The 25906-nt window shown below is 57.5% G+C and carries 20 protein-coding genes; 14 read left to right on the forward strand and 6 right to left on the reverse strand.

Annotated features, from left to right (window positions below; all coding sequences use genetic code 11):
- Positions 1-64: 64 nt before the first annotated feature.
- Positions 65-3196, reverse strand: coding sequence for an exonuclease subunit SbcC (gene sbcC / locus ACJ69_RS00320; RefSeq protein WP_059346242.1), 3132 nt, complete (start codon positions 3194-3196; stop codon positions 65-67).
- Positions 3193-4398 carry an exonuclease subunit SbcD gene (sbcD, locus tag ACJ69_RS00325; protein ID WP_059346243.1) on the reverse strand — a complete coding sequence of 402 codons (1206 nt, stop codon included), beginning with the start codon at positions 4396-4398 and terminating at the stop codon, positions 3193-3195. The genes sbcC and sbcD overlap by 4 nt, the downstream gene beginning before the upstream one ends.
- Positions 4399-4585: 187 nt before the next feature.
- On the opposite strand from sbcD, the gene phoB reads away from it, so the two are divergent.
- The 7 genes from phoB (at position 4586) to ACJ69_RS00360 (ending at position 15842) form a co-directional block, all read left to right on the forward strand.
- Positions 4586-5275 carry a phosphate response regulator transcription factor PhoB gene (gene phoB, locus ACJ69_RS00330; RefSeq protein ID WP_008503265.1) on the forward strand — a complete coding sequence of 230 codons (690 nt, stop codon included), beginning with the start codon at positions 4586-4588 and terminating at the stop codon, positions 5273-5275.
- Positions 5276-5296: 21 nt separating this feature from the next.
- On the forward strand, positions 5297-6592 hold the full coding sequence (gene phoR, locus ACJ69_RS00335) for a phosphate regulon sensor histidine kinase PhoR (RefSeq protein WP_029739757.1): 1296 nt from the start codon (positions 5297-5299) through the stop codon (positions 6590-6592).
- Positions 6593-7001: 409 nt separating this feature from the next.
- Positions 7002-8321, forward strand: a complete 1320-nt coding sequence (gene brnQ, locus ACJ69_RS00340; RefSeq protein ID WP_024906795.1) for a branched-chain amino acid transporter carrier protein BrnQ — start codon at positions 7002-7004, stop codon at positions 8319-8321.
- Between the two features lie 81 nt (positions 8322-8402).
- Positions 8403-9776, forward strand: coding sequence for a proline-specific permease ProY (proY, locus tag ACJ69_RS00345; RefSeq protein WP_033144753.1), 1374 nt, complete (start codon positions 8403-8405; stop codon positions 9774-9776).
- 162 nt (positions 9777-9938) lie between these two features.
- Entirely contained in the window at positions 9939-11756 is a 1818-nt protein-coding gene (gene malZ / locus ACJ69_RS00350) for a maltodextrin glucosidase (protein WP_059346244.1), read from the forward strand.
- 88 nt (positions 11757-11844) lie between these two features.
- Positions 11845-14460 carry a DUF2339 domain-containing protein gene (locus ACJ69_RS00355; protein ID WP_059346245.1) on the forward strand — a complete coding sequence of 872 codons (2616 nt, stop codon included), beginning with the start codon at positions 11845-11847 and terminating at the stop codon, positions 14458-14460.
- Positions 14457-15842 (forward strand): DUF3999 domain-containing protein, encoded by a 1386-nt coding sequence (locus tag ACJ69_RS00360; RefSeq protein ID WP_054829740.1) that lies wholly within the window; start codon positions 14457-14459, stop codon positions 15840-15842. The genes ACJ69_RS00355 and ACJ69_RS00360 overlap by 4 nt, the downstream gene beginning before the upstream one ends.
- A gap of 43 nt (positions 15843-15885) precedes the next feature.
- Here the strand turns inward: ACJ69_RS00360 and ACJ69_RS00365 are convergent, their stop codons facing one another.
- Both ACJ69_RS00365 and acpH read right to left on the reverse strand, forming a co-directional pair.
- A complete protein-coding gene (locus tag ACJ69_RS00365) occupies positions 15886-16488 on the reverse strand; it encodes a peroxiredoxin (RefSeq protein WP_014168840.1) in 603 nt (200 codons plus the stop codon).
- A gap of 127 nt (positions 16489-16615) precedes the next feature.
- The gene (gene acpH, locus ACJ69_RS00370) at positions 16616-17197 is read right to left on the reverse strand and encodes an ACP phosphodiesterase (protein ID WP_029741678.1); all 582 of its coding nucleotides are present in this window, start codon (positions 17195-17197) and stop codon (positions 16616-16618) included.
- A gap of 92 nt (positions 17198-17289) precedes the next feature.
- Here acpH and queA point away from each other — a divergent pair, with 92 nt between their 5' ends.
- The 7 genes from queA (at position 17290) to ACJ69_RS00405 (ending at position 23956) form a co-directional block, all read left to right on the forward strand.
- On the forward strand, positions 17290-18360 hold the full coding sequence (queA, locus tag ACJ69_RS00375; RefSeq protein ID WP_059346246.1) for a tRNA preQ1(34) S-adenosylmethionine ribosyltransferase-isomerase QueA: 1071 nt from the start codon (positions 17290-17292) through the stop codon (positions 18358-18360).
- Positions 18361-18413: 53 nt separating this feature from the next.
- Positions 18414-19541, forward strand: a complete 1128-nt coding sequence (gene tgt, locus ACJ69_RS00380; RefSeq protein ID WP_003859110.1) for a tRNA guanosine(34) transglycosylase Tgt — start codon at positions 18414-18416, stop codon at positions 19539-19541.
- A 22-nt stretch (positions 19542-19563) separates the two neighbouring features.
- Positions 19564-19896, forward strand: a complete 333-nt coding sequence (yajC, locus tag ACJ69_RS00385) for a preprotein translocase subunit YajC (RefSeq protein WP_003859109.1) — start codon at positions 19564-19566, stop codon at positions 19894-19896.
- Positions 19897-19923: 27 nt separating this feature from the next.
- Positions 19924-21771 carry a protein translocase subunit SecD gene (secD, locus tag ACJ69_RS00390; RefSeq protein WP_071789390.1) on the forward strand — a complete coding sequence of 616 codons (1848 nt, stop codon included), beginning with the start codon at positions 19924-19926 and terminating at the stop codon, positions 21769-21771.
- 10 nt (positions 21772-21781) lie between these two features.
- On the forward strand, positions 21782-22753 hold the full coding sequence (secF, locus tag ACJ69_RS00395; RefSeq protein WP_023334689.1) for a protein translocase subunit SecF: 972 nt from the start codon (positions 21782-21784) through the stop codon (positions 22751-22753).
- 142 nt (positions 22754-22895) lie between these two features.
- Positions 22896-23261 carry a VOC family protein gene (locus ACJ69_RS00400; RefSeq protein ID WP_054829741.1) on the forward strand — a complete coding sequence of 122 codons (366 nt, stop codon included), beginning with the start codon at positions 22896-22898 and terminating at the stop codon, positions 23259-23261.
- Positions 23262-23275: 14 nt separating this feature from the next.
- Positions 23276-23956: a helix-turn-helix transcriptional regulator gene (locus tag ACJ69_RS00405; protein ID WP_059346247.1), complete on the forward strand. Its 681-nt coding sequence runs from the start codon at positions 23276-23278 to the stop codon at positions 23954-23956.
- A 120-nt stretch (positions 23957-24076) separates the two neighbouring features.
- On the opposite strand, the gene ACJ69_RS00410 is transcribed toward ACJ69_RS00405, so the two are convergent.
- Positions 24077-24961 (reverse strand): nucleoside-specific channel-forming protein Tsx, encoded by an 885-nt coding sequence (locus tag ACJ69_RS00410; protein WP_025756198.1) that lies wholly within the window; start codon positions 24959-24961, stop codon positions 24077-24079.
- Positions 24962-25228: 267 nt separating this feature from the next.
- Positions 25229-25768, reverse strand: a complete 540-nt coding sequence (locus ACJ69_RS00415) for a SadB/YajI family lipoprotein (RefSeq protein ID WP_032661748.1) — start codon at positions 25766-25768, stop codon at positions 25229-25231.
- Between the last annotated feature and the right edge of the window lie 138 nt (positions 25769-25906).

Below are 25906 nucleotides of genomic sequence, written 5' to 3' on the forward strand. Positions count from 1 at the left end.
GTTTATTCCCTCTCCCTGTGGGAGAGGGCCAGGGTGAGGGCACCAGACCGCACCATCCCCCCATTTATTCCACCGCAAACACCTTATCCAGCCTGCTGTACCCCAGCCCGTTGATCTTCTTCACCTTGATCTGCACCGGAATGCGCTCTTTCATCGCCTCTACGTGGCTGATCACGCCGATGGTTTTCCCGGTGGCGTTCAGCGCGTCGAGCGCATCCAGCGCGGTATCCAGCGTTTCACTGTCGAGCGTGCCGAACCCTTCATCCAGGAACAGGGAATCGATCCGCGTCTTATGACTCACCAGATCGGAAAGCGCCAGCGCCAGCGCCAGGCTGACCAGGAAGCTCTCGCCGCCCGAGAGGGTGCGGGTATCGCGCACCGCGTCCGCCTGCCAGGTATCGACCACTTCCAGCTCCAGCGCGTCGCTGGCCTTACGCTGCAGCAGATAGCGCCCGTGCAGACGGTTAAGCTGCTGGTTAGCAAGCCAGACAAGATTGTCCAGCGTCAGCCCCTGCGCGAATTTACGGAACTTGTCGCCGGTGCTGGAGCCGATCAGCGCGTTCAGATAACCCCAGTCGTCCGCCTGGCGCGCGGCCTCTTCAATTTGCTGCATCAACGCCAGCTGGTGCTGACGGTTATCGCTGTCCTGCTTCAGCTGCTGGCGGATCTCGCCCTGATGCGTCGTGTTCTCGCGAAGCCGTTGCGCCAGCTGCTGCAGCTGGCTTTGCAGCGCAGGAGCATCTGCATCGAGACCTTCCGGCCGCAGCGCCAGATGAGCCTGTAGCTGCTGGTTAGCCTGGCCGGAAAGGGCCGCGGCCTGCTGTATCTGGCTTTCCAGCGACTGTTTCAGCTGTTCGAGGCGACGTATAGCGTCGTCATCCAGCAGAGCGGCAAGGAAGGCGTCCCGATCGGCAAAACAGCTCGCTGAGAGCGCCGCGGTGAACTGCGTCTGCGACTGAAGCAGGCGCTCTTGCTCTAGCTTTTCCTGCTGCTGCTGCGCGGTGAGCTGGCTCTGTAGCGACACGCATTCGTCGTGCACATCGCGCCAGCCGTCAGGAATGGCCGGTTCGGCCTCTTCGCCGTTCGTTTCCGGAAGCGTGTCGAGCAGCGGCTTCAATGCGTTTATGCGTTCCAGAAGCACGCCGTGATGCGTTTGTTTCTCCTGCCACTGCGCGAATTCCGCTTCGCGGGCGTGCAGCCAGGCTGCTTCATTGCCGTCTTCAGGTACGTTAAGCGATAGCGAAAGCAGGGTGCTTTCCAGCGCCTGACGCGCGGCCGTCAGCTGCTGCTGATGCTGTCGCTCCTGCACTTCCTGATCGTTTAGCTGGGTTTGCAGGGTCAGACGCTGGCTGAGCTGATAGAGCTGGCGCTCGTACTGTTCCTGCTCGTTCATCCATGGTGTGATATCTTCCTGAATATTCAACGCGATGTTCAGGGAAGTGCAGGCTTCCATCCACTCTTTAGTGAGCGCCTGCTCTTCCTGAGAGAGCACCTGCGCGTCGTCACTCTCGCGCTGGATCTGCTGCGTCAGGGCATTAACCTGTCCCAGCACCAGCAGACCTTCCTCTTTAAGCGCGGCGACCTCTTTTTCCAGAGCATCACGGCGGCGCTGGTTATCCGTCAGCTCAAGAGACTGGTATTGCTCAACGGCGGGATGCTCGCTGGAGCCGCACAGCGGACAGGGTTTGCCTGCCTCAAGCCGGGAACGATAGCTTTCCAGGTCTTTAATCGTCGCTTCGCGTTCGCACAGGGCCTTCAGGTCCAGATAGTGCTGGTGTTTCTCTTTGTACTGCTGGCGGCGCAGCGTCAGCGTTTCATTGAGTTTATATTGATCGGCCTGGGCCTTCTGCACGCTTTCACCGCTCTGGCGCAGTCGCTTTTGCAGCGGCTGATAGCGGGCATGCAGCGACGTTAGCCGCTGGCGCAGCGTGCGTGACCGGGACTGCTGCTCCATGGCCGCGCTGACCTCATTCGCCGTCAGCGTCAGCGCATTTTCCGGCATCTCGGCCAGCCTGTTGCGTAATTCACTCATCTTCGCAGCAAGCGAGGCTAACTGCGTTTTATCGCGGTTAAGCTGTGAGAACTGAGCACGCCAGCCGGCAATCTCCTGCCCCAGCAGGCGATAGCGCTCGTGCTCCGCCAGCCACTGCGCCAGCGCCGTCAGTTCGGTCTGAAGCTGCTGATGATTCCGCTGGGCGGTATGACGGATCCGCGCGCGCAGCGCGGTTTTGGCTTGTAAGCGAGTATTTACTTCGATAATTCGCTGCTGGGTTTGCGTCAGGCGAGCGGTTTGCTCCTGCTGATGCTCCCAAAGCGGTCGAAGCTGGGCGGCAGGCAGAGCAAGCTGGAGCTTTGCCAGCTCTGGCGCAGCGTTCGTCAGCGCCTGCTGCGCCTGCTGCTGCATCGCGGTGACGCGCTGTTGCTCAAGCACGAGCTCATCATGGCGCGTAAGCCACTGAAAATCTTTCTGCTGGCTTTGCTGCTGAACCAGCAGAGTTTTCTCTTCGTCAGTAAGTGCCTGCAAACTTTGCTGCAACTGCTGCTGTTGCTCTTCGCTCAACAGCACGACGCCCGCCGCCTGCGCCTCGCATTTTTCAAGCACGCTGCGGGCGGCTTTGTGTTTCTCAAACACCATGGCGGAAATCTGGCCGTAGATCTCTGTGCCGGTCAGCTCCTCCAGCAGCTCGGCGCGATCGCTCGGCTTGGCATTGAGGAAGGCGGCAAACTGCCCCTGTGAGAGCAGCATGGAGCGGGTAAAGCGGCCATAGTCCAGCCCGGTGAGCGCGGCGGTTTGCTCCAGTTTATCCGTCACTTTATCGGCCAGGATTTTGCCATCTTCACAGCGCGCCAGCTCCACGCGCGGCGCCTGCAGGTTCCCGTCCGGCTGGTTGCGCGCCCGGTTCTGGCTCCAGAAGGCGCGATAGGCGGTGCCTTTTACCTCGAACTCCACTTCCGCCAGGCACTCGGCGGTGTCGCGCGTCATCAGGTCGTTTTGCGCCTGAGAAACCTTCTGCAGTCGCGGCGTTTCGTGATAAAGCGCCAGACAGATGGCGTCGAGCAGGGTGGTTTTGCCTGCCCCGGTCGCACCGGTGATGGCAAACAGACCGTTGCTGGCAAACGGCTCCGCGGTAAAGTCAATTTTCCACTCGCCCTTGAGGGAGTTGAGGTTTTTCAGGCGCAGGCTCAAAATTTTCATGCGTTTTCTTCCTCATCATTGAGCGCATGCAGGGTATGGCTGAACAGTTCGCTGAGTCTTGCACGCTTCGCGTCGTCAATTTCCTCCTGCGAGAGCCTGCGTTCAAACACTTCTTCAACCCGAAGCTCACTGAGCGTTTCGCGTTGCGCGCTTAACAGAATTTTCTCGCGCTGCTCGCGGCTGCGGCGTACCAGTAAGACTTCGACGGGCAAATCTTCCGTCAGCGCCTGAATTTTACGCTGCATATCGTGCAGGTAGTCATCGGTGGTGATTTCGATATCCAGCCAGACGGGCGGGTTAAGCGTCGCGCCGCGCCACTGCTCAAGCTGGGCGGTAATGGTGTCGAGATCGCCCTTCAGCACCGCCAGCGGCTGGGTGACAGGCACCGCCAGCGTCTCGACGGCGTGAAGTTTCCCTTCGGAGAAGCTCACCAGATGGACGGACTTGGCCTTGCCCGTTTCGTCAAAGCTGAGCGAAATTGGCGAACCGCAGTAGCGGATGTGCTCGCTGCCGCCGACGATCTGCGCCCGGTGAATGTGTCCGAGCGCAATGTAGTCGGCTGGCGGGAAGTTTTGCGCCGGAAAGGCGTCCAGCGTGCCGATATAGATCTCACGTACGGCGTCACTTTTACTGGCCCCGACGGTGGTGAGATGGCCGGTCGCAATCACTGGAATCGGCTGGTCGCCGCGCAGGGCGCAGGCATCGGCGTGCTGCTGGTGATAATAGTCGGTGATGGCCTGTAATAAATGCTGCTGCTTTTCCGCACCCGACAGCCCCGCCTGGCTTTGCACGATGTCGCGCGGGCGCAAAAACGGAATGGGGCACAGCACCGCCCCCGGCGTGCCGTCGCGTTTTTTCAGGATCTGCGGGGCGTGCCCGGCGCTGGCGACGACGGTGGTATTGAGAAATGCCAGGATGTCGCGGGATTCATTGAGCGTCGCGACGGAATCATGGTTACCGGCGACAATCACCAGATGACAGCCGGTTTGCTGCAAATTCACCACGAAGCGGTTGTACAGTTCACGCGCATAGCTGGGGGGCGAGCCGGTATCAAAGATGTCACCCGCCACAATAATCGCGTCCACCTCGTGCGTCCGGGCCGTTTCCAGCAGCCAGTTCAGGAACGCTTCATGTTCAGCCGCACGGCTTTTGCTGTAAAAATTTTGACCCAGATGCCAGTCCGAGGTGTGAAGTATGCGCATAGCTGATCCGTGGCAAAAAAGAGAAAGCAGGATTATAAACGTTCAGAGACGGGAAAATAACCGCTGTAATAAAACAACAGTTTGCCCGTTATCGTGGTACTGTTTTTCATAAATCTGTCATAAATCTGACGCATAATGGCGCCGAATTACAAACTTGTAACTTAAATAAGATAAGACAGGGCAAAGTATGGCGAGACGTATTCTGGTCGTAGAAGATGAAGCTCCAATTCGTGAAATGGTGTGCTTCGTGCTCGAGCAAAACGGCTTCCAGCCGGTTGAAGCGGAAGATTATGACAGCGCAGTGAACCAGTTGAATGAACCCTGGCCCGATCTGATTCTGCTGGACTGGATGTTGCCCGGCGGCTCCGGACTGCAGTTTATCAAACACCTGAAGCGTGAGGCGCTGACCCGCGACATCCCGGTTGTGATGCTCACGGCGCGCGGAGAAGAAGAGGATCGCGTTCGCGGTCTGGAGACCGGCGCGGACGATTACATTACTAAACCGTTTTCCCCAAAAGAGCTGGTTGCCCGCATTAAAGCCGTGATGCGCCGTATTTCGCCGATGGCGGTGGAAGAGGTGATTGAGATGCAGGGGCTGAGCCTTGACCCCACCTCACACCGCGTGATGACCGGTGAAAATCCTCTCGACATGGGGCCTACCGAATTTAAACTCCTGCACTTCTTTATGACCCACCCGGAACGCGTGTACAGCCGCGAGCAGTTGCTGAATAACGTCTGGGGAACTAACGTGTATGTCGAAGACCGGACGGTTGACGTACATATTCGCCGCCTGCGAAAAGCACTGGAACTGAGCGGCCACGATCGCATGGTGCAGACGGTCCGCGGCACGGGTTATCGTTTTTCTACCCGTTTCTGAACAATGACAGGAGTGTGACGCGTGCTGGAACGTCTGTCATGGAAAAGGCTCGTCTTTGAACTGATCTTATGCTGTATTCCGGCCTTCCTTCTGGGGGCCTTTCTTGGACACCTGCCGTGGTTTCTGCTGGCGTCGGTCACCGGGCTGCTGATCTGGCATTTCTGGAACCTGCTGCGCCTCTCGTGGTGGCTGTGGGTTGACCGAAGTATGACGCCGCCGCCGGGAAGCGGCAGCTGGGAGCCGCTGCTGTACGGTCTGCATCAGATGCAGATGCGTAATAAAAAGCGTCGCCGCGAGCTGGGAAGCCTGATTAAGCGTTTTCGCAGCGGTGCAGAGTCGCTGCCGGATGCCGTTATTCTGACAACCGAAGAAGGGACAATCTTCTGGTGTAACGGCCTTGCGCAACAGCTGCTGGGCCTGCGCTGGCCCGACGACAATGGCCAGAATATCCTCAACCTTCTGCGCTATCCCGAGTTCACGCTGTATCTGAAAAAGCGTGATTTTACCCGCCCGCATAATCTGAAGCTCAATAATGGTCGCCATCTGGAAATCCGCGTGATGCCCTACAGCGATAAGCAGTGGCTGATGGTGGCGCGCGATGTTACCCAGATGCACCAGCTGGAAGGGGCGCGTCGCAACTTCTTCGCCAACGTCAGTCACGAACTACGTACCCCGCTGACCGTGCTTCAGGGCTACCTGGAGATGATGCAGGAGCAAACGCTTGAAGGCGCGCCGCGTGAAAAAGCGCTGCACACCATGCGCGAGCAAACGCACCGGATGGAAGGGCTGGTCAAGCAGCTGCTGACGCTCTCGAAGATTGAAGCGGCGCCGACGCTCGCGCTAAATGACACCATTGATGTCCCGATGATGCTGCGGGTCGTTGAGCGTGAAGCGCAGACGTTAAGCCACAAAAAGCATCACCTGACCTTTGAGGTCGACAATACGCTGAAGGTGCTGGGCAGCGAAGATGAACTGCGTAGCGCCATTTCCAACCTGGTGTATAACGCGGTGAATCATACACCGGAGGGGACGAATATCGTGGTGCGCTGGCACCATGCCCCAACGGGGGCGGAGTTTAGCGTGGAAGACGACGGGCCGGGGATCGCGCCTGAGCATATTCCGCGCCTGACCGAGCGCTTTTACCGTGTGGATAAAGCGCGATCCCGGCAGACAGGCGGAAGCGGCCTGGGGCTGGCGATTGTTAAACACGCGGTGAATCACCATGAAAGCCGTCTCGATATTCAGAGCACGCTGGGTAAAGGAACCCGCTTCAGTTTCGTTATTCCGGAACGATTAATTGCCAAAAAAATAGCCTGACGGCAGGCGTGTCATTTTACCTTTCCACGGGTCAGCGTCTGCTGGCCCGTTTGCTTTGCAGTCAAGCGAAACGCGGATGAATTTTATACGGCTGACTGTTTTTTGTTCGCATGATTAGCCATGGGTTTTTCTTATAAATAGCGTATTATTCTAACGTGCATTTTCATGCTGGCATATTGTTCTGGTTTTACGATCCCACCTTGCCTTTAAACGTTATAAGCGTTTAAATTGCGCCCCAGATACTGTCAGACCGACTGTATTTGCGTGGTAAATCGAAAAACTATTCTTCTCCACGCCAGGACGGGAGCATTTCCCGCTGAAATTGAGCAAATTTTCGGCTGTATCGTCCCGTCTGGGATATCGAAAATCTCAATATTTTCAACACCACATCCACAGGCAGTAAGGTTTTATGACCCATCACTTAAAATCGCGTGACATCATCGCGCTGGGCTTTATGACATTTGCGCTGTTCGTTGGCGCAGGCAACATCATTTTCCCTCCAATGGTTGGCCTTCAGGCGGGTGAACACGTCTGGACCGCCGCGTTTGGTTTCCTGATTACTGCCGTGGGTCTGCCGGTTCTGACCGTTGTCGCGCTGGCTAAAGTCGGCGGTGGCGTGGATAGCCTCAGCACCCCGATTGGCAAAGTGGCGGGCGTTCTGCTGGCAACCGTCTGCTATCTCGCCGTTGGCCCGCTGTTTGCGACCCCGCGTACGGCAACCGTGTCCTTCGAAGTGGGTATTGCTCCCCTGACCGGTGACGGTGCGATGCCGCTGTTTATCTACAGCCTGATCTACTTTGCGATCGTGATTCTGGTTTCCCTCTATCCGGGCAAGCTGCTGGATACCGTGGGTAACTTCCTGGCTCCGCTGAAAATTGTGGCGCTGATTGTTCTGGCGGTTGCGGCCATCGTCTGGCCAGCGGGCCCGATTAGCGACGCGATGGACGCCTATAAAAACGCCGCGTTCTCTAACGGCTTTGTGAACGGCTACCTGACGATGGATACGCTGGGCGCGATGGTCTTTGGTATCGTTATCGTTAACGCCGCGCGTTCCCGCGGTGTGACCGAAGCGCGTCTGCTGACCCGCTATACCATCTGGGCTGGCCTGATGGCCGGCGTGGGGCTGACGCTGTTGTATCTGGCGCTGTTCCGCCTGGGCTCCGACAGCGCCATGCTGGTCGATCAGAACGCCAACGGTGCGGCTATCCTGCACGCCTACGTTCAGCACACCTTCGGCGGTGCGGGCAGTATGCTGCTGGCGGCACTCATCTTCCTGGCCTGTCTGGTCACCGCGGTTGGCCTGACCTGCGCCTGCGCAGAGTTCTTTGCGCAGTATCTGCCGCTCTCTTACCGCACCCTGGTGTTTATCCTCGGTATCTTCTCTATGGCGGTGTCAAACCTCGGTCTGAGCCACCTGATTCAGGTCTCGATTCCGGTGCTGACGGCGATTTATCCGCCGTGTATCGTGCTGGTGGTGCTGAGCTTTACTCGCCCGTGGTGGAACAACTCTTCACGAATTATTGCGCCAGCCATGTTTATCAGCCTGATTTTTGGTATCCTTGACGGGATTAAAGCATCAGCTTTCGCGCACATACTGCCGGCATGGACACAGCGTCTGCCGCTGTCCGAGCAGGGGCTGGCCTGGCTGATGCCTACCGTTGTTGCACTGGTTCTGGCGATTATCTGGGACCGTGCTGCAGGGCGTCAGGTCGCATCGAACGCTCATTAATCAACGGCAACAAACTGTTTAACCACGGGGCTTAAGGCCCCGTGGTTTTTTGTTTTTTTCGTGTTGAATGGCAAGATTTAAATGGAAAGCACTAACAAACTTAAACGTGGATTGAGCACGCGCCACATCCGCTTTATGGCGCTGGGCTCTGCTATCGGCACCGGTCTTTTTTATGGCTCGGCAGATGCCATCAAAATGGCCGGTCCCAGCGTTCTGCTGGCGTACATCATCGGCGGCGTGGCGGCGTATATCATCATGCGCGCCCTCGGCGAAATGTCGGTTCACAACCCGTCCGCCAGCTCCTTCTCCCGCTACGCGCAGGAAAACCTCGGCCCGCTGGCCGGGTTTATCACCGGCTGGACCTACTGCTTTGAAATCCTGATTGTGGCGATTGCCGACGTGACCGCGTTTGGCATCTATATGGGCGTCTGGTTCCCGGCGGTGCCGCACTGGATTTGGGTGCTGAGCGTAGTGCTGATCATTTGCGCCGTCAACCTGATGAGCGTGAAGGTGTTCGGCGAGCTGGAGTTCTGGTTCTCCTTCTTCAAGGTCGCCACCATTATCATCATGATCGTGGCCGGTTTCGGCATCATCATCTGGGGAATCGGCAACGGCGGGCAGCCGACCGGTATTCACAACCTCTGGAGCAACGGCGGCTTCTTCAGCAACGGCTGGCTCGGCATGGTGATGTCGCTGCAGATGGTGATGTTCGCCTACGGCGGTATCGAGATTATCGGTATCACCGCCGGGGAAGCGAAAGATCCGGAGAAATCCATTCCGCGCGCCATCAACTCGGTGCCGATGCGTATTCTGGTGTTCTACGTGGGTACGCTGTTCGTGATTATGTCCATCTACCCGTGGAATCAGGTCGGCACCAACGGTAGCCCGTTTGTTCTGACCTTCCAGCATATGGGCATTGCCTTTGCGGCCAGCATTCTGAACTTTGTGGTGCTCACCGCGTCGCTCTCCGCGATTAACAGTGACGTCTTTGGCGTGGGCCGTATGCTGCACGGCATGGCGGAGCAGGGCAGCGCGCCGAAGGTGTTCGCCAAAACCTCACGCCGCGGCACGCCGTGGGTGACGGTAGTGGTCATGACCGTAGCGTTGCTGTTCTCGGTTTACCTGAACTACATCATGCCGGAGAACGTCTTCCTGGTGATCGCATCGCTGGCGACCTTCGCGACGGTGTGGGTGTGGATTATGATCCTGCTGTCGCAGATCGCGTTCCGCCGTCGTCTATCGCCGGATGAGGCAAAAGCGCTGAAGTTCAAAGTTCCGGGCGGCGTTGCGACGACCGTCGTCGGGCTGATCTTCCTAGTGTTTATCATTGCCCTGATTGGCTACCATCCTGATACCCGCATTTCCCTGTACGTGGGCTGCGCGTGGATCGTCCTGCTGCTGGTGGGCTGGATGTTCAAATGCCGCCGCGACCGTCAGCTGGCAGAAGCGCAGTAATCTTTTTTCTCCCTCTCCCTGTGGGAGAGGGTTGGGGTGAGGGCATCAGGCCGCACTGATGCCTCCTCCTCCTTTCTCCTCCCCCAATAATCCCGAACGTGATGAGCTATCCTTAACCACCCTGTGGCAAGGTGACGTCAATTTCATCAAAGGGGATTCGTGATGTTAAACGCCTGGCACCTTCCGGTTGCCCCATTTGTTAAGCAAAACAAAGACAACCTTGTGATTACGCTCTGGCTGGCGGGGGAAAATCAGCCTGAACGCGTGACGCTCCGCGCCGAAATAGATAACGAAGAGACCGGGCTGAAAATGCACAGGCTGCGCAGCCAGCCGCAGCCGGGGATCACGGCGTGGCGGGCGAATATCGACCTGAGCAGCGGGCAGCCGCGCCGTCGCTACAGCTTTAAGCTTTTGTGGAATAACCGCCAGCTGTGGTTTACCCCTCAGGGGGTTAGCCGTTTCCCGCCTGCACGGCTGGAGCAGTTCGCGGTCGATTACCCGGATAACGGCCCGCAGTGGGTTAACGATCAAGTGTTTTACCAGATTTTCCCGGACCGTTTTGCGCGCAGCGAAAAACGCACCGCCGACCAGGATAAGATCTATCACCACCATGCGGCGGGCCACGACATTATTCTGAAAGCGTGGGACGAGCCCTTAACCGCGCAGGCTGGCGGCTCGACGTTTTACGGCGGCGATCTCGACGGCATCAGCGAAAAGCTGCCGTACCTGAAAAAGCTCGGCGTGACGGCGCTGTATCTCAATCCGGTATTTAAAGCCCCGAGCGTGCACAAATACGATACCGAAGATTATCGCCACGTTGACGCGCAGTTTGGCGGTGACGAGGCGCTGCTGCGCCTGCGCAAGAACACCCAAAACGAAGGCATGCGCCTGATTCTGGACGGCGTGTTCAACCACAGCGGAGATTCGCACGCCTGGTTTGACCGCCATAACCAGTCGATGGGCGGGGCATGTCATAACCCGGACTCGCCGCAGCGTGACTGGTACAGCTTTAACGAGGAGGGCCGCGCGCTGGACTGGCTGGGCTACGCGAGCCTGCCGAAGCTGGATTTCCAGTCGCCAACGCTCGTGAATGAAATCTACGGCGGCGAAGACAGCATCGTCCGACACTGGCTGAAGGCGCCGTGGAACATGGACGGCTGGCGGCTGGACGTGGTGCATATGCTGGGTGAAGCGGGCGGGGCGCGGAATAACCTTCAGCACGTCGCCGGGATTACGCGCTCGGCGAAAGCGGCCCAGCCGGAGGCGTTCGTCTTTGGCGAGCACTTTGGCGACGCGCGCCAGTGGCTGCAGAACGATGCGGAAGATGCGGCGATGAACTATCGCGGCTTTACCTTCCCGCTGTGGGGATTCCTCGCTAACACCGACATCTCCTACGATCCGAATCATATCGACGCTGAAACCTGCATGGCGTGGATGGAGAACTATCGCGCCGGTCTGTCTCATCAGCAGCAGCTGCGGATGTTTAACCAGCTCGATAGCCACGATACCGCCCGCTTTAAGTCGCTGCTCGGCAAGGATGCGGCGCGTCTGCCGCTGGCGGTGACCTGGCTTTTCACCTGGCCGGGCGTGCCGTGCATCTATTATGGCGACGAAGTGGGGCTGGACGGCAACAACGATCCGTTCTGCCGCAAAACCTTCCCGTGGGAGCCAGAGAAGCAGGACAAGGTGCTGTTCAGCCTGTATCAGCGGCTGGCAAAGCTGCGCAAGCAGAGTCTCGCCCTGCGCTACGGCGGCTGTCAGGTGGTGTATGCCCACGATAACGTGGTGGTATTTGCTCGCGTCTATAACCAGCAGCGCGTGCTGGTGGCGATTAACCGGGGCGAAGCCTGCGAAGTGGTGCTGGATGATTCACCGCTGCTGAAGGTGGCGGCGTGGAAGAATAAAGAGGGCAAGGCGACGATACAGGACGGCGTGCTGGCGCTGCCTGCGATATCCGCGACGATCTGGTTCGGCAGCTAAGACCTGCTAATGTTTCCACCTTTTAAGATGGCGCAAATGCAACTATTTGTGTCAATCTTAACGAATCGTTTACGGTGAAGGTGGAAACATGGACGAGCTTTACATCCTTGGCTGTTTGTTCCTGGTATTTGCGCTGGTGGTGGCACCCGTGCTTGCGGTTATCGGCTTTAACCGAAGTACGGCGGCGCGACAGGAGATCGCCCGGCTACGCCAGCGCATTGAGGCGCTTGAGCAGCGCGGCGTACCTGAAAGCGCGCCGGAGCCGGTGCGGGCCACCGCGCCGGTGGCTGTGACCGCGTCGGTGGTTGAGGACTCTCCCGCGCCTGTCGATCCCTGGCGCCCCGATACTCCAGCGGCCGTGGCAGATCCCGCCTCGGCCCATGCGCCTGCTGCAAAACAGCCTTCTGCCTTTGGCGGCATACTGACGTCGCTGGTGCGCTGGTTTATGCAGGGTAACCCGCTGGCGAAGCTTGGGATCCTGCTTCTCTTCCTCGGTCTTTCATTCCTGCTGCGCTATACCGTGGAACATTCCCTGTTCCCGCTTGAGCTGCGCCTCGTGGCAACGGCGCTGTTTGCCATCGTTCTGTTGGCGGCCGGGTGGCGGCTGCGGCAAAAGCAGCGTGTCTATGCGCTGATCCTCCAGGGCGGGGCGACCGGCGTGCTCTACCTGACGGTGTTTGGCGCATTCCGGCTCTGGCAAATGCTGCCGATGACGCTGGCCTTTGCGCTGCTGGTGGTGATTTGCGCGGCGAGCGTCGGGCTGGCGGTGCTGCAGAAGGCGCTGAGCCTGGCCATGCTGGCGAGCCTCGGCGGGTATCTTGCGCCGCTGCTCTTGTCTACCGGGGGCGGTAGCTTTGTGGCGCTGTTCTCTTTCTATCTCCTGCTTTCCATCGGCATTCTCGCTATCAGCATCTGGCAGCACTGGCGCGAGCTGAACCTGCTCGGTCTGCTGTTTACGTTCGGCGTGGGCGGCCTGTGGGGGCTGAATGACTATCAGCCTGAAGACTATTGGGTCTGCCAGCTGTTCCTGATTGCCAATACATTGATATTTGGCGTCCTGAGCGTGGCGCTGTCGCTGCGGGCGCAGGAGAAAGGGAAGCAGATTATCGACGGCGTGCTGCTGTTTGCCCCGCCGCTGATCGGTTTCGGGATGCAGTACGGCATGACCCGACACTGGGAGTATGGCCCGGCGATGAGCGCGCTGGGCTACGGCGCATTTTATCTGGCCCTCGCGTTCCTTGCGCTGCGGCGCTATCCCTCTATCGGGCGACCACTGGTCATGGCGGCGCTGGCAATCGGCGGAGGATTTGCCACGCTCGCCATTCCGCTGGCGCTGTCGGCGCGCTGGACGGCGATGGCCTGGGCGCTGGAAGGGCTGGGTATCCTCTGGCTGGGCGTGCAGCAGCACCAGCGTCGCATGAGCTATAGCGGGACGGCGCTGCTGGTGCTGGCGCTCGGCAGCGCGCTGTGGGCGCAGACAAACGGCGTTACCTCGCTGAGCCTGCTGCTGATCTTCACCATCCTCAGCCTTTGCTGGCTGGCTGCGGCCTGGCTGTGGCGGACTCTCTTCCTGCCGGTCAGCCGGGTGCTGCTGGCCGGCGGGCTGCTGTTCTGGCTCGTGGCGCTGCTGGGCGCATCGCGGCTGGTGCTGACGCAGGAATTACCGATTCTGGCGGGCGTGCTGGCGCTGACGGCGGCATCGGTCTGGGGCTGGCGGCAGGTGGCTGCGCGTCTGGCGTGGCGGGAGCTGGATGCCAGCAAATGGCTGCTGTGGCCGGTTATGCTGCTGATGGTGGGGTATCAGCTCTGGCACCAGCAGATCGTTGCCGCCGGCTGGTCAAATCTCGCCTGGTGCGTTGCGCTTCCTGCCGCGCTGATGCTGTTGCGGCGCGACGGTGAAAGACTCCTGCCGCGCATCGCGATGGGGCTGCATTTGTCGCTGTTCTGGATGATTTTGCTGGCGCTGGCCGCTGAGCTTTACTGGTTTGCCCGGTCGTTGCCGTGGGGCATGGCGGCCTGGGGCAGCGGAGTAGCGATGGCAACAGGCGGCGGGGTGATTATAGCGCTCTCTGCAGCCGTACGGCGTCGTGGGTGGCCGTTCCGGGAGTGGCCTGCGCTCTACGCCTGCCTGGCACCGATCCCCGCGGTCGTGGCGCTGCTGGTATTGCTGGTGGTGACCAATTTCCAGGACGGCGTGGTCTATCGTCAGACCTGGCTGCCGCTGGTAAACCCGCTTGAGGAAGGCGCGGCGTTCGCGCTGCTGGGGCTGGTGGTCTTTTATCGGGCGGTGGATCGCTACTACCCGGCGTGGCTCTCGCAGGCCCGACCGTGGCCTGCCGTCGCGATGATGGCGTTTGGCTTCTGGTGGCTTAACGGTGCGCTGATGCGCGCCCTGGCCTGGTACGGCGACGTGGCCTGGAATATGGCATCGCTGTGGGATTCGCGGCTTATCCAGACCAGTTTTGCCCTGTTCTGGATGCTGAGCGCGCTGGTGGTCATGATCCATGCCACCCGTCGGTCTTCCCGGCAGGAGTGGCTCTGCGGTGCCGCGCTGCTGGGCGTGGTGATGGTTAAACTGATGCTGGTGGACAGCGCGGGCGGAGGCGGTTTGTCGCGCGCGGTGGCGTTTATCGGCGTGGCGATACTGGTTCTGATCGTGGGGTATTTCTCACCGCTACCGCCCAAAACAGGAGATGAAAAATGAAATGGATGAAAGCGGTAGCCTGTACCGCGCTTCTGGCGCTTTCCGGCCCGGCGTTTTGCGACGAGGGACAAACGGAATCGCCCCGGGACTATGCTTTTGGTCTTTCACTCCATACGTCTGTTCCTTCCCAGTGGTATCGGGTGATGCTGCCGCTCGCCGTCTATGAGCAAAGCACGTCGCCGGATCTGCATGATGTCCGCGTCTTTAACCAGTCGGGCGAGCCGGTTCCCTTCAGCCTGGTCAGCGCGACGCGTCCGCAGCCGCCAGCGCAATCCACCGCGCTGCGCCTCTTCCCGCTGGACGCCTCGCCGCTTGCGGCTTCGCAAGGATCCGGCGATAGCGATAAGATCCTGCTTCGTTCCGGAAACGGCGTTGAGATTGTGCTGGAGGGGCAAAAAGCCGCCGCAGCCGGGCAACATTATCTGCTGACCCTGCCGGAACAGGCGACGGGCGAGATCGCTATATCCCAGCTGCAGCTGCTCTGGAATACCCCTCAGACGCCGTGGCAGGGAACGGCGTCGGTCTATTACAGCGAGGATCTTAAGCGCTGGTATACCCTGCGTGAGGATATGCCATTGCTGGACGTCGTCAGCGGCCAGGACCGTCTTAAGCTCGATCGGATCGATACCGATACCGTTTTATCTCCTGATGCAAATCGCTATCTCATGGTGGTGCTGAACGCGCAGAGCCAGGGGATAACCTTGACAGGCGTAAACGCAATCAGCGCACCTGCCCAGGCGGCCCCGGAAGCTATCGACCTTGAGGGGGAAGGGGAGCAGCTATCGACAAGCGAAGCACAGTGGCACTGGGCGCGCCCGCAGCCGCTGAGTGCTGTCAGCATCTCACTGAATGGCGATGGCGTCCTTCCCGTGGAGATCGCGTGGCGGAGTTCGGAAAAAGACGCATGGCATCCTCTGAAGAAAGAGGTCCTTTACCGTCTTGAGAGAAAAGCGTCGCCACCGGTTTCGCTTAACGGGGGCCTGGTGCAGGCCGTGAAAATCACGACGCTTAATGCGCGTCTGCCAGAATACCTTCCGAGCGTCACGGGACATCGCGACCGCTACGATCTGGTGTTCAACGCGCAGGGGAAAGGGCCGTACGTGCTCGCCTGGGGCAACGGCGCCGCAAAGCCTGCCAGCGTGGAGCCCGGCATGCTGATTCCGGCCGACCTGCGCAAGACCTATGATATGGCGAACCTGCCGCAGGCCGATATTCAGGCTGATGTCGCGTTAGGCGGCCAGGAGCGTCTGACCGCTACCTCTGCGGCCGAGCGGGAGAGCAGGATGAACACGCTTCTGGTATGGGGTGTGCTGATTGCGGGGGTGATTCTGCTGGCGGGCATGGCCTGGCGCATCTGGCGAGAGACGCAGCGTAAGGCATAAAAAAAGGCCCGCATAAGCGGGCCTTTTTCGTAAACCGTGCCGATTACAGGCTGGATACGTTCTCAGACAGGTATTTAGCCACGCCGTCTGGAGACGCGTTCATGCCTTCTTTACCTTTTTCCCACTGAGCCGGGCACACTTCGCCGTGCTCTTCGTGGAACTGCAGCGCGTCAACCATGCGCAGCATTTCGTCGATGTTACGACCCAGCGGCAGATCGTTCACAACCTGGTGACGAACGATGCCGTTAGCGTCGATCAGGAAGGAACCACGCAGCGCAACGCCAGCGTCCGGATGTTCGATACCGTAAGCCTGCTGGATTTCGCGTTTGATGTCCGCAACCATTGCGTATTTCACCGCACCGATGCCGCCTTTGTCGACAGGGGTGTTACGCCATGCGTTGTGTACAAATTCAGAGTCGAAGGAGACGCCAACAACTTCCACGCCACGCTTCTGGAATTCTTCATAACGTTTGTCGAATGCGATCAGCTCAGACGGGCAAACGAAAGTGAAGTCCATTGGCCAGAAGAACAGAACGGTCGCTTTACCGTTGGTGTGCTGTTTGAAGTTGAAGTTTTCAACGATTTCACCGTTGCCCAGAACTGCTGCAGCTGTAAAATCCGGAGCCGGACGAGTTACCAGAACCATATGATTCTCCTGTAGATACTAAGGTTATTTGGAACGCAACGCGAGCCAGTATAGAGAGTGTTCATGGATAAGACAAAGAGGTGGTGACAATCGTTCCGCCAGCTTTTACCTATCAATGTGAATTCTGTCAGAGCTGTTTGTTTTTCGCCTGCACCATCATCCGCGGGTAAAACTGCCAAAAACGCGCTTCCAGCGCATCGTAATGTTCATCCAGGTCATACCAGGAGTCGCGCAGCGCATCCAGTCGCGGTCGGCGGCTTGCCATCCCGTTCAACACGTTCTGGATGAAATCCATCTCGCGATAGCGCTCCAGCCAGCGTTCCGACCACAGATAGTTATTCAGATTCACAAAGCGCGGCGGCGAGTCGGGCAGAATGATCGACACCTGCTGGTGGGCATAGCGCACAAACGCCGGCAAGGGCATCTCCGGCGACAGCTGTTCCCAGTGGCGCGACAGAAAGTGGTCCCACATCACGTCGAGCGTGATCGGCGCAACGCGGCGCGTTTCAGGGCGAAACCACGCTTTGGCTTCCGTCACTTCCGGCAGCTTATCCGTCAGCACGTCGATGCGGCGGTGCATAAAAATCCCGTCGACAACCTCAGGGGAATAGTCCTCAGCGGGGTTGCCGCGTACGAAATCGGCCAGCAAATTGCCGGACAGGGAACTGTCAGCGAGGTGAGCGAGATGCAGGTGAGCGAGAAAATTCATGCGTTTTATTTGTCCGGGGGCGGCTAGTTGTTGCAGCAAAAGGGTGTGAGCACTAGACTATGCCGCCTGTTTTTAAGTCACGAGTATACGTCATGCGCGTCGCCGATTTCTCCTTTGAACTACCTGAATCCCTGATTGCTCACTATCCCATGCCTGAGCGCAGCAGCTGTCGCTTACTGTCACTGGATGGGCCAACGGGCGAGCTGACGCACGGTACTTTCACCGATTTGCTCGACAAGCTCAACCCTGGCGATCTGCTGGTCTTTAACAATACCCGCGTGATCCCGGCGCGCCTGTTTGGCCGTAAAGCCAGCGGCGGCAAGATTGAAGTGCTGGTCGAACGTATGCTCGATGATAAACGTATTCTGGCACATATTCGCGCCTCCAAGGCGCCGAAGCCGGGCGCTGAACTGCTGCTGGGCGATGATGAGAGCATCAAAGCGACCATGACCGCGCGCCACGATGCGCTGTTTGAGGTGGCGTTCGATGACGAACGCACGGTGCTCGATATCCTGAACGCCATCGGCCACATGCCGCTGCCGCCGTATATTGAGCGTCCGGACGAAGAGGCCGATCGCGAGCTGTACCAGACCGTCTACAGCCAGAAGCCAGGCGCCGTCGCTGCGCCGACCGCTGGCCTGCATTTTGATGAGCCGCTGCTGGAGAAACTGCGCGCGAAGGGCGTGGAGATGGCGTTCGTGACGCTGCACGTCGGCGCGGGAACCTTCCAGCCGGTGCGCGTGGACAGCATTGAAGATCACATCATGCACTCTGAGTATGCCGAAGTGCCTCAGGATGTGGTGGACGCGGTGCTGGCGGCGAAAGGGCGCGGTAGCCGCGTCGTGGCGGTCGGTACAACGTCCGTGCGCTCACTCGAGAGCGCCGCGCAGGCCGCGAAGAGCGATCTTATCGAGCCGTTCTTTGGCGATACGCAGATCTTTATCTACCCGGGCTATCAGTACAAAGTGATTGATGCGCTGGTGACCAACTTCCATCTGCCTGAATCGACGCTGATTATGCTGGTTTCCGCGTTTGCCGGTTATCAGCATACGATGGCGGCCTACAAGTCTGCGGTAGAACAAAAATATCGCTTTTTTAGCTACGGGGACGCGATGTTTATCACGTACAATCCGCTGGCTTTGAATGAGCGTGTCGGGGAATAAGTCCGCGGCACCGTTTTACAACGTTGGACTGTTTTTCTGACGTCGGAGAAAAAATGAAATTTGAACTCGATACCACCGATGGCCGCGCGCGTCGCGGTCGCCTGGTGTTTGATCGCGGCGTGGTGGAAACCCCCGCGTTTATGCCTGTGGGCACGTACGGCACCGTAAAAGGGATGACGCCGGAAGAAGTAGAAGCCACTGGCGCGCAGATTATCCTCGGCAACACCTTCCACCTGTGGCTGCGTCCGGGTCAGGAGATCATGAAGCTCCACGGCGACCTGCACGATTTTATGCAGTGGAAAGGCCCAATCCTGACCGACTCCGGCGGCTTCCAGGTCTTCAGCCTGGGCGATATCCGCAAGATCACCGAGCAGGGCGTACACTTCCGTAACCCGATCAACGGCGATCCGATTTTCCTCGATCCCGAAAAATCAATGGAGATTCAGTACGATCTCGGCTCTGACATCGTAATGATCTTCGACGAATGTACGCCGTATCCGGCCGACTGGGATTACGCAAAACGCTCCATGGAGATGTCTCTGCGCTGGGCGAAGCGTAGCCGTGACCGTTTTGATTCCCTGCAGAACAAAAATGCGCTGTTCGGCATTATCCAGGGCAGCGTTTACGAAGATTTACGCGATATCTCTGTTAAAGGTCTGGTAGAGATAGGTTTTGATGGCTACGCTGTCGGCGGTTTGGCTGTGGGTGAGCCGAAGGAAGACATGCACCGCATTCTGGAGCATGTCTGCCCGCAAATCCCGGCGGATAAACCACGATACCTGATGGGCGTGGGTAAACCAGAAGATCTGGTTGAAGGCGTACGCCGCGGCATTGATATGTTCGACTGCGTCATGCCAACCCGCAACGCGCGTAACGGCCATTTGTTCGTTACCGATGGCGTGGTGAAAATCCGTAACGCGAAGCATAAGAGTGACACCAGCCCGCTCGATTCCGAGTGCGATTGCTATACCTGTCGCAATTATTCTCGCGCGTATCTGCATCATCTCGATCGTTGCAACGAGATTTTGGGCGCGCGTCTCAATACCATTCATAATCTTCGTTATTATCAGCGCTTAATGGCTGGTTTACGTAAGGCTATCGAAGAGGGTAAATTAGAGAGCTTCGTGACCGATTTCTACCAACGTCAGGGGCGGGATGTTCCACCGTTGAACGTTGATTAATTTTAATAATGAGGGAATTTGAATGAGCTTTTTTATTTCTGATGCGGTAGCGGCAACAGGTGCTCCAGCGCAGGGCAGCCCGATGTCTCTGATTCTGATGCTGGTTGTGTTCGGTCTGATCTTCTACTTCATGATCCTGCGTCCACAGCAGAAGCGCACCAAAGAGCACAAAAACTTGATGAACTCCATTGCGAAAGGCGATGAAGTACTGACTAACGGTGGTCTGGTGGGTCGCGTAACCAAAGTGGCTGAAAACGGCTACATTGCTATCGCCCTGAACGACACCACTGAAGTGGTCATCAAACGTGACTTCGTAGCTGCCGTTCTGCCGAAAGGCACCATGAAGGCGCTGTAATCCCAACTTTTCCCAAAGGGAACTGCCGTGTTAAACCGTTATCCTTTGTGGAAGTACATCATGCTGGTCGTCGTGATTCTCGTCGGCCTGCTGTACGCGCTTCCCAACCTGTATGGTGAGGATCCGGCTGTTCAAATCACTGGCGCGCGCGGTGTCGCCGCCAGTGAGCAAACGCTGATCCAGGTCCAGAAAACGTTACAAGAAGAAAAAATTACCGCTAAGTCTGTGGCTCTGGAAGAGGGTGCAATTCTTGCTCGCTTCGACACCACCGACACGCAGCTCCGCGCTCGCGAAGCGCTGATGGGCGTGCTGGGTGACAAATACGTCGTGGCGCTTAACCTTGCCCCTGCAACCCCGCGTTGGCTGGCTGCGATGAAAGCAGAGCCAATGAAACTCGGTCTTGACCTGCGTGGCGGCGTTCACTTCCTGATGGAAGTGGATATGGATACCGCGCTTGGCAAGCTGCAGGAGCAGAATATCGACAGCCTGCGCAGCGATCTGCGTGATAAAGGCATCGCTTACACCACCGTGCGTAAAGAAGATAACTACGGCATGAGCATCACGTTCCGCGACAGTGCGGCGCGCGATCAGGCTGTAGATTACCTGACCCAACGTCACCGTGACCTGGTAATCACCTCTCAGGGCAGCAACCAGCTGCGCGCGGTGATGACCGATGCGCGTCTGAAAGAAGCGCGTGAATATGCCGTTCAGCAGAACATCAACATTCTGCGTAACCGTGTAAACCAGCTGGGCGTGGCTGAGCCGCTGGTACAGCGTCAGGGTGCTGACCGTATCGTGGTTGAATTGCCGGGTATCCAGGATACCGCGCGTGCGAAAGAGATTCTGGGTGCGACCGCAACCCTGGAATTCCGTCTGGTGAACTCCAACGTCGATCAGTCCGCTGCTGCCGCAGGGCGTATTCCGGGTGACTCCGAAGTGAAACAGACCCGCGAAGGTCAGCCTGTTGTGCTGTACAAGCGCGTGATTCTGACCGGTGATCACATCACCGACTCCACGTCGAGCCAGGACGAATACAACCAGCCGCAGGTTAACATCTCGCTGGATAGCGCGGGTGGTAACATCATGTCTAACTTCACCAAGGACAACATCGGTAAACCGATGGCGACCCTGTTCGTGGAGTACAAAGACAGCGGTAAGAAAGATGCAAACGGTCGTGCGGTGCTGGTGAAAGAGGAAGAGGTGATTAACATCGCCAATATCCAGTCTCGTCTGGGTAACAGCTTCCGTATCACCGGTATTAACAACCCGAACGAAGCGCGTCAGCTCTCTCTGCTGCTGCGTGCCGGTGCGCTGATTGCGCCAATTCAGATTGTTGAAGAACGTACCATTGGTCCAACTCTGGGTATGCAAAATATCCAGCAGGGTCTGGAAGCGTGTCTGGCCGGTCTGGTGGTCTCTATCCTCTTCATGATCTTCTTCTATAAGAAGTTTGGTCTGATTGCGACGTCCGCGCTGATCGCCAACCTGGTGCTGATCATCGGCATTATGTCCCTGCTGCCGGGGGCGACGCTGACCATGCCGGGGATTGCGGGTATCGTTCTTACCCTTGCGGTGGCGGTCGACGCCAACGTACTGATTAACGAACGTATCAAAGAAGAGTTGAGCAACGGTCGCTCTATTCAGCAGGCGATTGACGAAGGCTATAAAGGCGCGTTCAGCTCCATCTTCGATGCGAACGTAACAACACTGATTAAGGTTCTTATCCTGTATGCAGTGGGTACTGGCGCGATCAAAGGCTTTGCGATTACAACCGGTATCGGTGTCGCAACGTCAATGTTTACCGCTATTGTCGGCACCCGTGCCATCGTGAACCTGCTGTACGGCGGCAAGCGCGTCAAAAAGCTGTCTATCTGAGGAGTGCGTTGTGGCACAGGAATATACTGTTGAACAATTGAACCACGGCCGTAAAGTCTGGGACTTTATGCGCTGGGACTACTGGGCCTTCGGCATTTCAGGTTTACTGCTGATTCTGTCCATCGGCATTATGAGCGTGAAAGGCTTTAACTGGGGTCTGGATTTCACCGGCGGTACGGTCATTGAGATCTCCCTGGAAAAACCGGTCGATATGGACCAGATGCGTTTGTCTCTGCAGAAAGCGGGCTTTGAAGAGCCGCTGCTGCAGAACTTCGGCAGCAGCCGCGACATCATGGTGCGTATGCCGCCGGTGCACGATGCCAACGGCAGCCAGGAGCTGGGCAGCAAGGTAGTTAGCGTAATTAACGAAACAACCAGCCAGAACGCGGCGGTCAAGCGTATTGAGTTCGTCGGCCCAAGCGTGGGTGCTGATCTGGCGCAGACCGGTGCGATGGCGCTGCTGGTGGCGCTGATCTCCATCCTGGTATACGTCGGTTTCCGCTTTGAGTGGCGACTGGCGGCCGGTGTGGTTATCGCTCTGGCGCACGACGTGGTGATCACCATGGGCATACTGTCGCTGTTCCACATTGAGATTGACCTGACGATTGTGGCATCCCTGATGTCCGTTATCGGTTACTCACTGAACGACAGTATCGTGGTATCTGACCGTATCCGTGAAAACTTCCGTAAGATCCGTCGCGGTACGCCGTACGAAATCTTTAACGTGTCGTTGACCCAGACGCTGCACCGTACCTTGATCACATCCGGCACCACCCTGATGGTGATCCTGATGCTGTTCCTCTTCGGTGGTCCGGTATTGGAAGGCTTCTCGCTGACCATGTTGATTGGTGTGACTATCGGTACGGCGTCGTCTATCTACGTCGCGTCCGCACTGGCACTGAAACTCGGCATGAAGCGCGAGCACCTGCTCCAGCAGAAAGTCGAGAAAGAAGGGGCGGATCAGCCGTCCATTCTGCCGTAAGGCGACGTTTAGCGCGTTATCGAAATCCCGGTCTGTTGACCGGGTTTTTTTTTATCTGATCCTGACAAACACTCCTGACAGTATGCTGTCAGGAGCCCTGTCGTAGACTTCTCCTGAACCCAAACAACAGGCAGGAGAATATATGAAAAGCGTAATTAACTGGTTTGAAATTCCGGTCGCGGATATGGATCGCGCCATCAAATTTTATGAGCCGGTGATGCAGCTCGCGCTGCGTCGCGAGAAAATGGACTGCGCGGAGCTGGCCGTTTTCCCGCATGAGGATCCGTATACCGGCGGGGCGCTGGCAAAATTTGACGGCGTTACACCGTCTTTGCAGGGCGCTATTATTTACCTGCATACTGACAATCTGGCGGCCACGCTCGATCGCATCGCCTCCGCGGGCGGCGAGGGCGTGTTTGGCCCGCTGGAACTGCCGCATGGCATTGGAACGATCGCATTGTTTACCGACAGCGAGGGTAACCGCGTCGGCCTCCATCAACCTGCCTGAGAGCGGAATAAGATATGACCCGACGCGCTGACCGTTTGTTTCAGATTGTGCAGATCCTGCGGGGCAGGCGTCTGACAACGGCAGCGCATCTGGCGGACCGGCTTGGCGTGTCCGAGCGCACGGTCTACCGCGATATCCGCGACCTGTCGCTTTCCGGCGTGCCGGTGGAAGGTGAGGCGGGGAGCGGATATCGGCTGATGTCGGGTTTTGACCTGCCGCCGTTGATGCTGACTAATAGGGAATCAGAGGCGCTGATCGTCGCGATTCGCCTGCTCAAAACCTGGGGAGGGGAATCGCTGTCGCGCGAGCTGGAGTCGGCTCAGGAGAAGGTGTTGGCTATCCTGCCCGAGGAGAGTCGTCGAAAGGCGGAGCAGACGCGGATCTACGCCCCGGATTTTTGTATGCAAAGCCACTCCCGCAGCGATTTTGACAGGATCCATCAGGCGATTTCCGCCCAGCGCGTGCTGGCGCTGCATTACCGTGATGAAGCGGGACAGCTCTCAAAGCGTGAGGTTCAGCCGCTGCGCTTGTTCTTCTGGGGAGAGCGCTGGCTGCTGGCAGCGTGGTGCGAACGGCGCGATGACTATCGCTGTTTCCGGCTCGACCGGTGCCTCAATATCGTGCAGACGGAGAGGCGGTTTAGCGAGAGTGCGGACAGGTCTCTGGCAGATTTTTTGCGGAAGGTTAAGCAGTAAAAAGCCTGGCGGCGAGGTAAAAGCAAAACGGCAACGTATGTTGCCGTTTTTAGTATTTGTTCCCTCTCCCTGTGGGAGAGGGTCAGGGTGAGGGCATCAGCCCGCACAGTCCCGAACAGGTTAGAAGTTATAACCCACAACCAGGTAACCACCCCAGCCGGTAGAGCGGACGCTGAAGTCGCCGTTGCCGAAGTTCAGGCTCGCGTCGTCGTTCCACTGACCACCGTTGTGCCAGTAACGCGCAACAACAGAGTAGTGCCAGTGATCGTAGTTCAGCGCCAGGATGTGGCTGGAGGCGATGGAGTCGTTGGTGCGCGCTTTCTTACCGTTCAGGTCGCGGAAGTCGTTGTCGCCCAGATCTGAACCCCAGTCAAAGTTGGTGAAGCCGATATAGCTCAGGTTGCCGCCCCACAGCTGGGTAATTGGCACAAAGTATTTCACTTTGAAACGGTAGCCATCCCACTCGTTTTCGTTCGCGGCGCCGTAGTTCTGCCACTGGTACTTAGCATACACGTTCAGAGACAGGCTCATTGGCAGGCCGGTATCGATGTCCGTACCCAGACCCATGTACCAGGTGCTCTGGCGACCGGACTTGTTGCGGCCCATGTCGTAGATGTAGTTGTTCGCGAAGTACCACTCTTTGAACGGACCAAACGCCAGGCTGGTACCGGTCAGTTTATCAATAGAGAAGCGTGGTTCAATTTCCATGAACAGTGGGGAACCGTGGTTCCAGATACCTTTCGCGTCGGTGTTACCGCCGAAGAATACCGGGGCATCCATATAGCCGTAGAAATCAAACCAGTCTTTCTTGGCGAATGCTTCGTACTCCAGGTAGGTATCGTTGCGGATCTGAGGTCCGAAACGGGTGTGGTAGCTGCCTACCACGTTAACGCTCTGGTGCCACCAGTCGGAGAGGTATTGTGGTTTATCGTTTTCCGCTGCGTTAACAGTGAAAGAAGAGGAGAGTGCCAGTACAGCGCCAGCTGCGAGTAATGTTTTTTTCATAATCATGCCACTGATTGAAATTCCCTTCCGGGAGTGAAAAATGCGCGATTTGCGTATCAAAATATTTCGTGTTTCTGCGGAGCCTATTATAGGAATCCTTGCTCACAAAAATATGTGTTGTTTCACATATCTCTCACATGCGTAATCGATTGCGTTCACGTTTGCGTACTTTAAACGGCCGGGATTGTAGCGGCAATCATTTATGTTGCCAATCCATACGAAATGTAAATGTTAGCGGAGTGACATTGCACTCCGCTAAAAGAGGGGTTACTGCGCGGCGGGCTGGATATCGTGAATGCGGATGAAACCTAACTGCTCCGGAGTGAGTCCGTTAAGCTGTAGCGGAATGTCAACATCGCTTGGAGCCAGCACGCTGGCCGGTGCGGTGAACAGCTGACTGTTAACATTTACCTCCTGGTAGCTCTCAGTGGTGCCCTGGATCTGTCCCCATTCGACGGTGCCGCTGAAGGCTGGTAGCGGATCGTTGGACTCGCCCTGGATGCGTAATGTTGCGCGAGTACCATTTGCATTCGCCGCCACATTCACCAGAGACATTTTCAGCGTGCCAATCTGGCTATTGAGACGCGCAGGCGTATTCGCTCCCGGCAGGAGATAAACCCCGCTGCTGGATTTGGCGTTCAGCGCGTTTTGCTGGGTGATTTTCACCGTTTCTTTGTTCAGTTTGTCCATCGCCGTATTGAGCGTATTCACGCTCTGTTTCATCTGACGGACTTCGGTTTGCTGTGCACAGGCGCTAAGGGTGAAGAGGCTCCCCACCAGCAAAATTTTAAGGTAACGTCTTGTCATTGCGTTTATTTCCTTGAAATAACGGATCGCCTTAATGGTAGCCAGCATCACCGTCTAAGACATAGATCCTTTGTCTCAAAAAGCTCTTCCTTTGTTGTCAGGCCAGATCAGGGTAAAATGAAAATTAGTTAACCAGAT

The organism is Enterobacter asburiae (assembly GCF_001521715.1).
Taxonomy (GTDB): Bacteria; Pseudomonadota; Gammaproteobacteria; order Enterobacterales; family Enterobacteriaceae; genus Enterobacter; species Enterobacter asburiae.

Excerpts from the sequence above, each read along its gene's own strand:
- sbcC (WP_059346242.1), bottom strand. The coding sequence starts at position 3,196 with ATGAAAATTTTGAGCCTGCGCCTGAAAAACCTCAACTCCCTCAAGGGC.
- sbcD (WP_059346243.1), bottom strand. The coding sequence starts at position 4,398 with ATGCGCATACTTCACACCTCGGACTGGCATCTGGGTCAAAATTTTTAC.
- phoB (WP_008503265.1), top strand. The coding sequence starts at position 4,586 with ATGGCGAGACGTATTCTGGTCGTAGAAGATGAAGCTCCAATTCGTGAA.
- brnQ (WP_024906795.1), top strand. The coding sequence starts at position 7,002 with ATGACCCATCACTTAAAATCGCGTGACATCATCGCGCTGGGCTTTATG.
- proY (WP_033144753.1), top strand. The coding sequence starts at position 8,403 with ATGGAAAGCACTAACAAACTTAAACGTGGATTGAGCACGCGCCACATC.
- malZ (WP_059346244.1), top strand. The coding sequence starts at position 9,939 with ATGTTAAACGCCTGGCACCTTCCGGTTGCCCCATTTGTTAAGCAAAAC.
- ACJ69_RS00355 (WP_059346245.1), top strand. The coding sequence starts at position 11,845 with ATGGACGAGCTTTACATCCTTGGCTGTTTGTTCCTGGTATTTGCGCTG.
- ACJ69_RS00360 (WP_054829740.1), top strand. The coding sequence starts at position 14,457 with ATGAAATGGATGAAAGCGGTAGCCTGTACCGCGCTTCTGGCGCTTTCC.
- ACJ69_RS00365 (WP_014168840.1), bottom strand. The coding sequence starts at position 16,488 with ATGGTTCTGGTAACTCGTCCGGCTCCGGATTTTACAGCTGCAGCAGTT.
- acpH (WP_029741678.1), bottom strand. The coding sequence starts at position 17,197 with ATGAATTTTCTCGCTCACCTGCATCTCGCTCACCTCGCTGACAGTTCC.
- queA (WP_059346246.1), top strand. The coding sequence starts at position 17,290 with ATGCGCGTCGCCGATTTCTCCTTTGAACTACCTGAATCCCTGATTGCT.
- tgt (WP_003859110.1), top strand. The coding sequence starts at position 18,414 with ATGAAATTTGAACTCGATACCACCGATGGCCGCGCGCGTCGCGGTCGC.
- yajC (WP_003859109.1), top strand. The coding sequence starts at position 19,564 with ATGAGCTTTTTTATTTCTGATGCGGTAGCGGCAACAGGTGCTCCAGCG.
- ACJ69_RS00400 (WP_054829741.1), top strand. The coding sequence starts at position 22,896 with ATGAAAAGCGTAATTAACTGGTTTGAAATTCCGGTCGCGGATATGGAT.
- ACJ69_RS00405 (WP_059346247.1), top strand. The coding sequence starts at position 23,276 with ATGACCCGACGCGCTGACCGTTTGTTTCAGATTGTGCAGATCCTGCGG.
- ACJ69_RS00410 (WP_025756198.1), bottom strand. The coding sequence starts at position 24,961 with ATGAAAAAAACATTACTCGCAGCTGGCGCTGTACTGGCACTCTCCTCT.
- ACJ69_RS00415 (WP_032661748.1), bottom strand. The coding sequence starts at position 25,768 with ATGACAAGACGTTACCTTAAAATTTTGCTGGTGGGGAGCCTCTTCACC.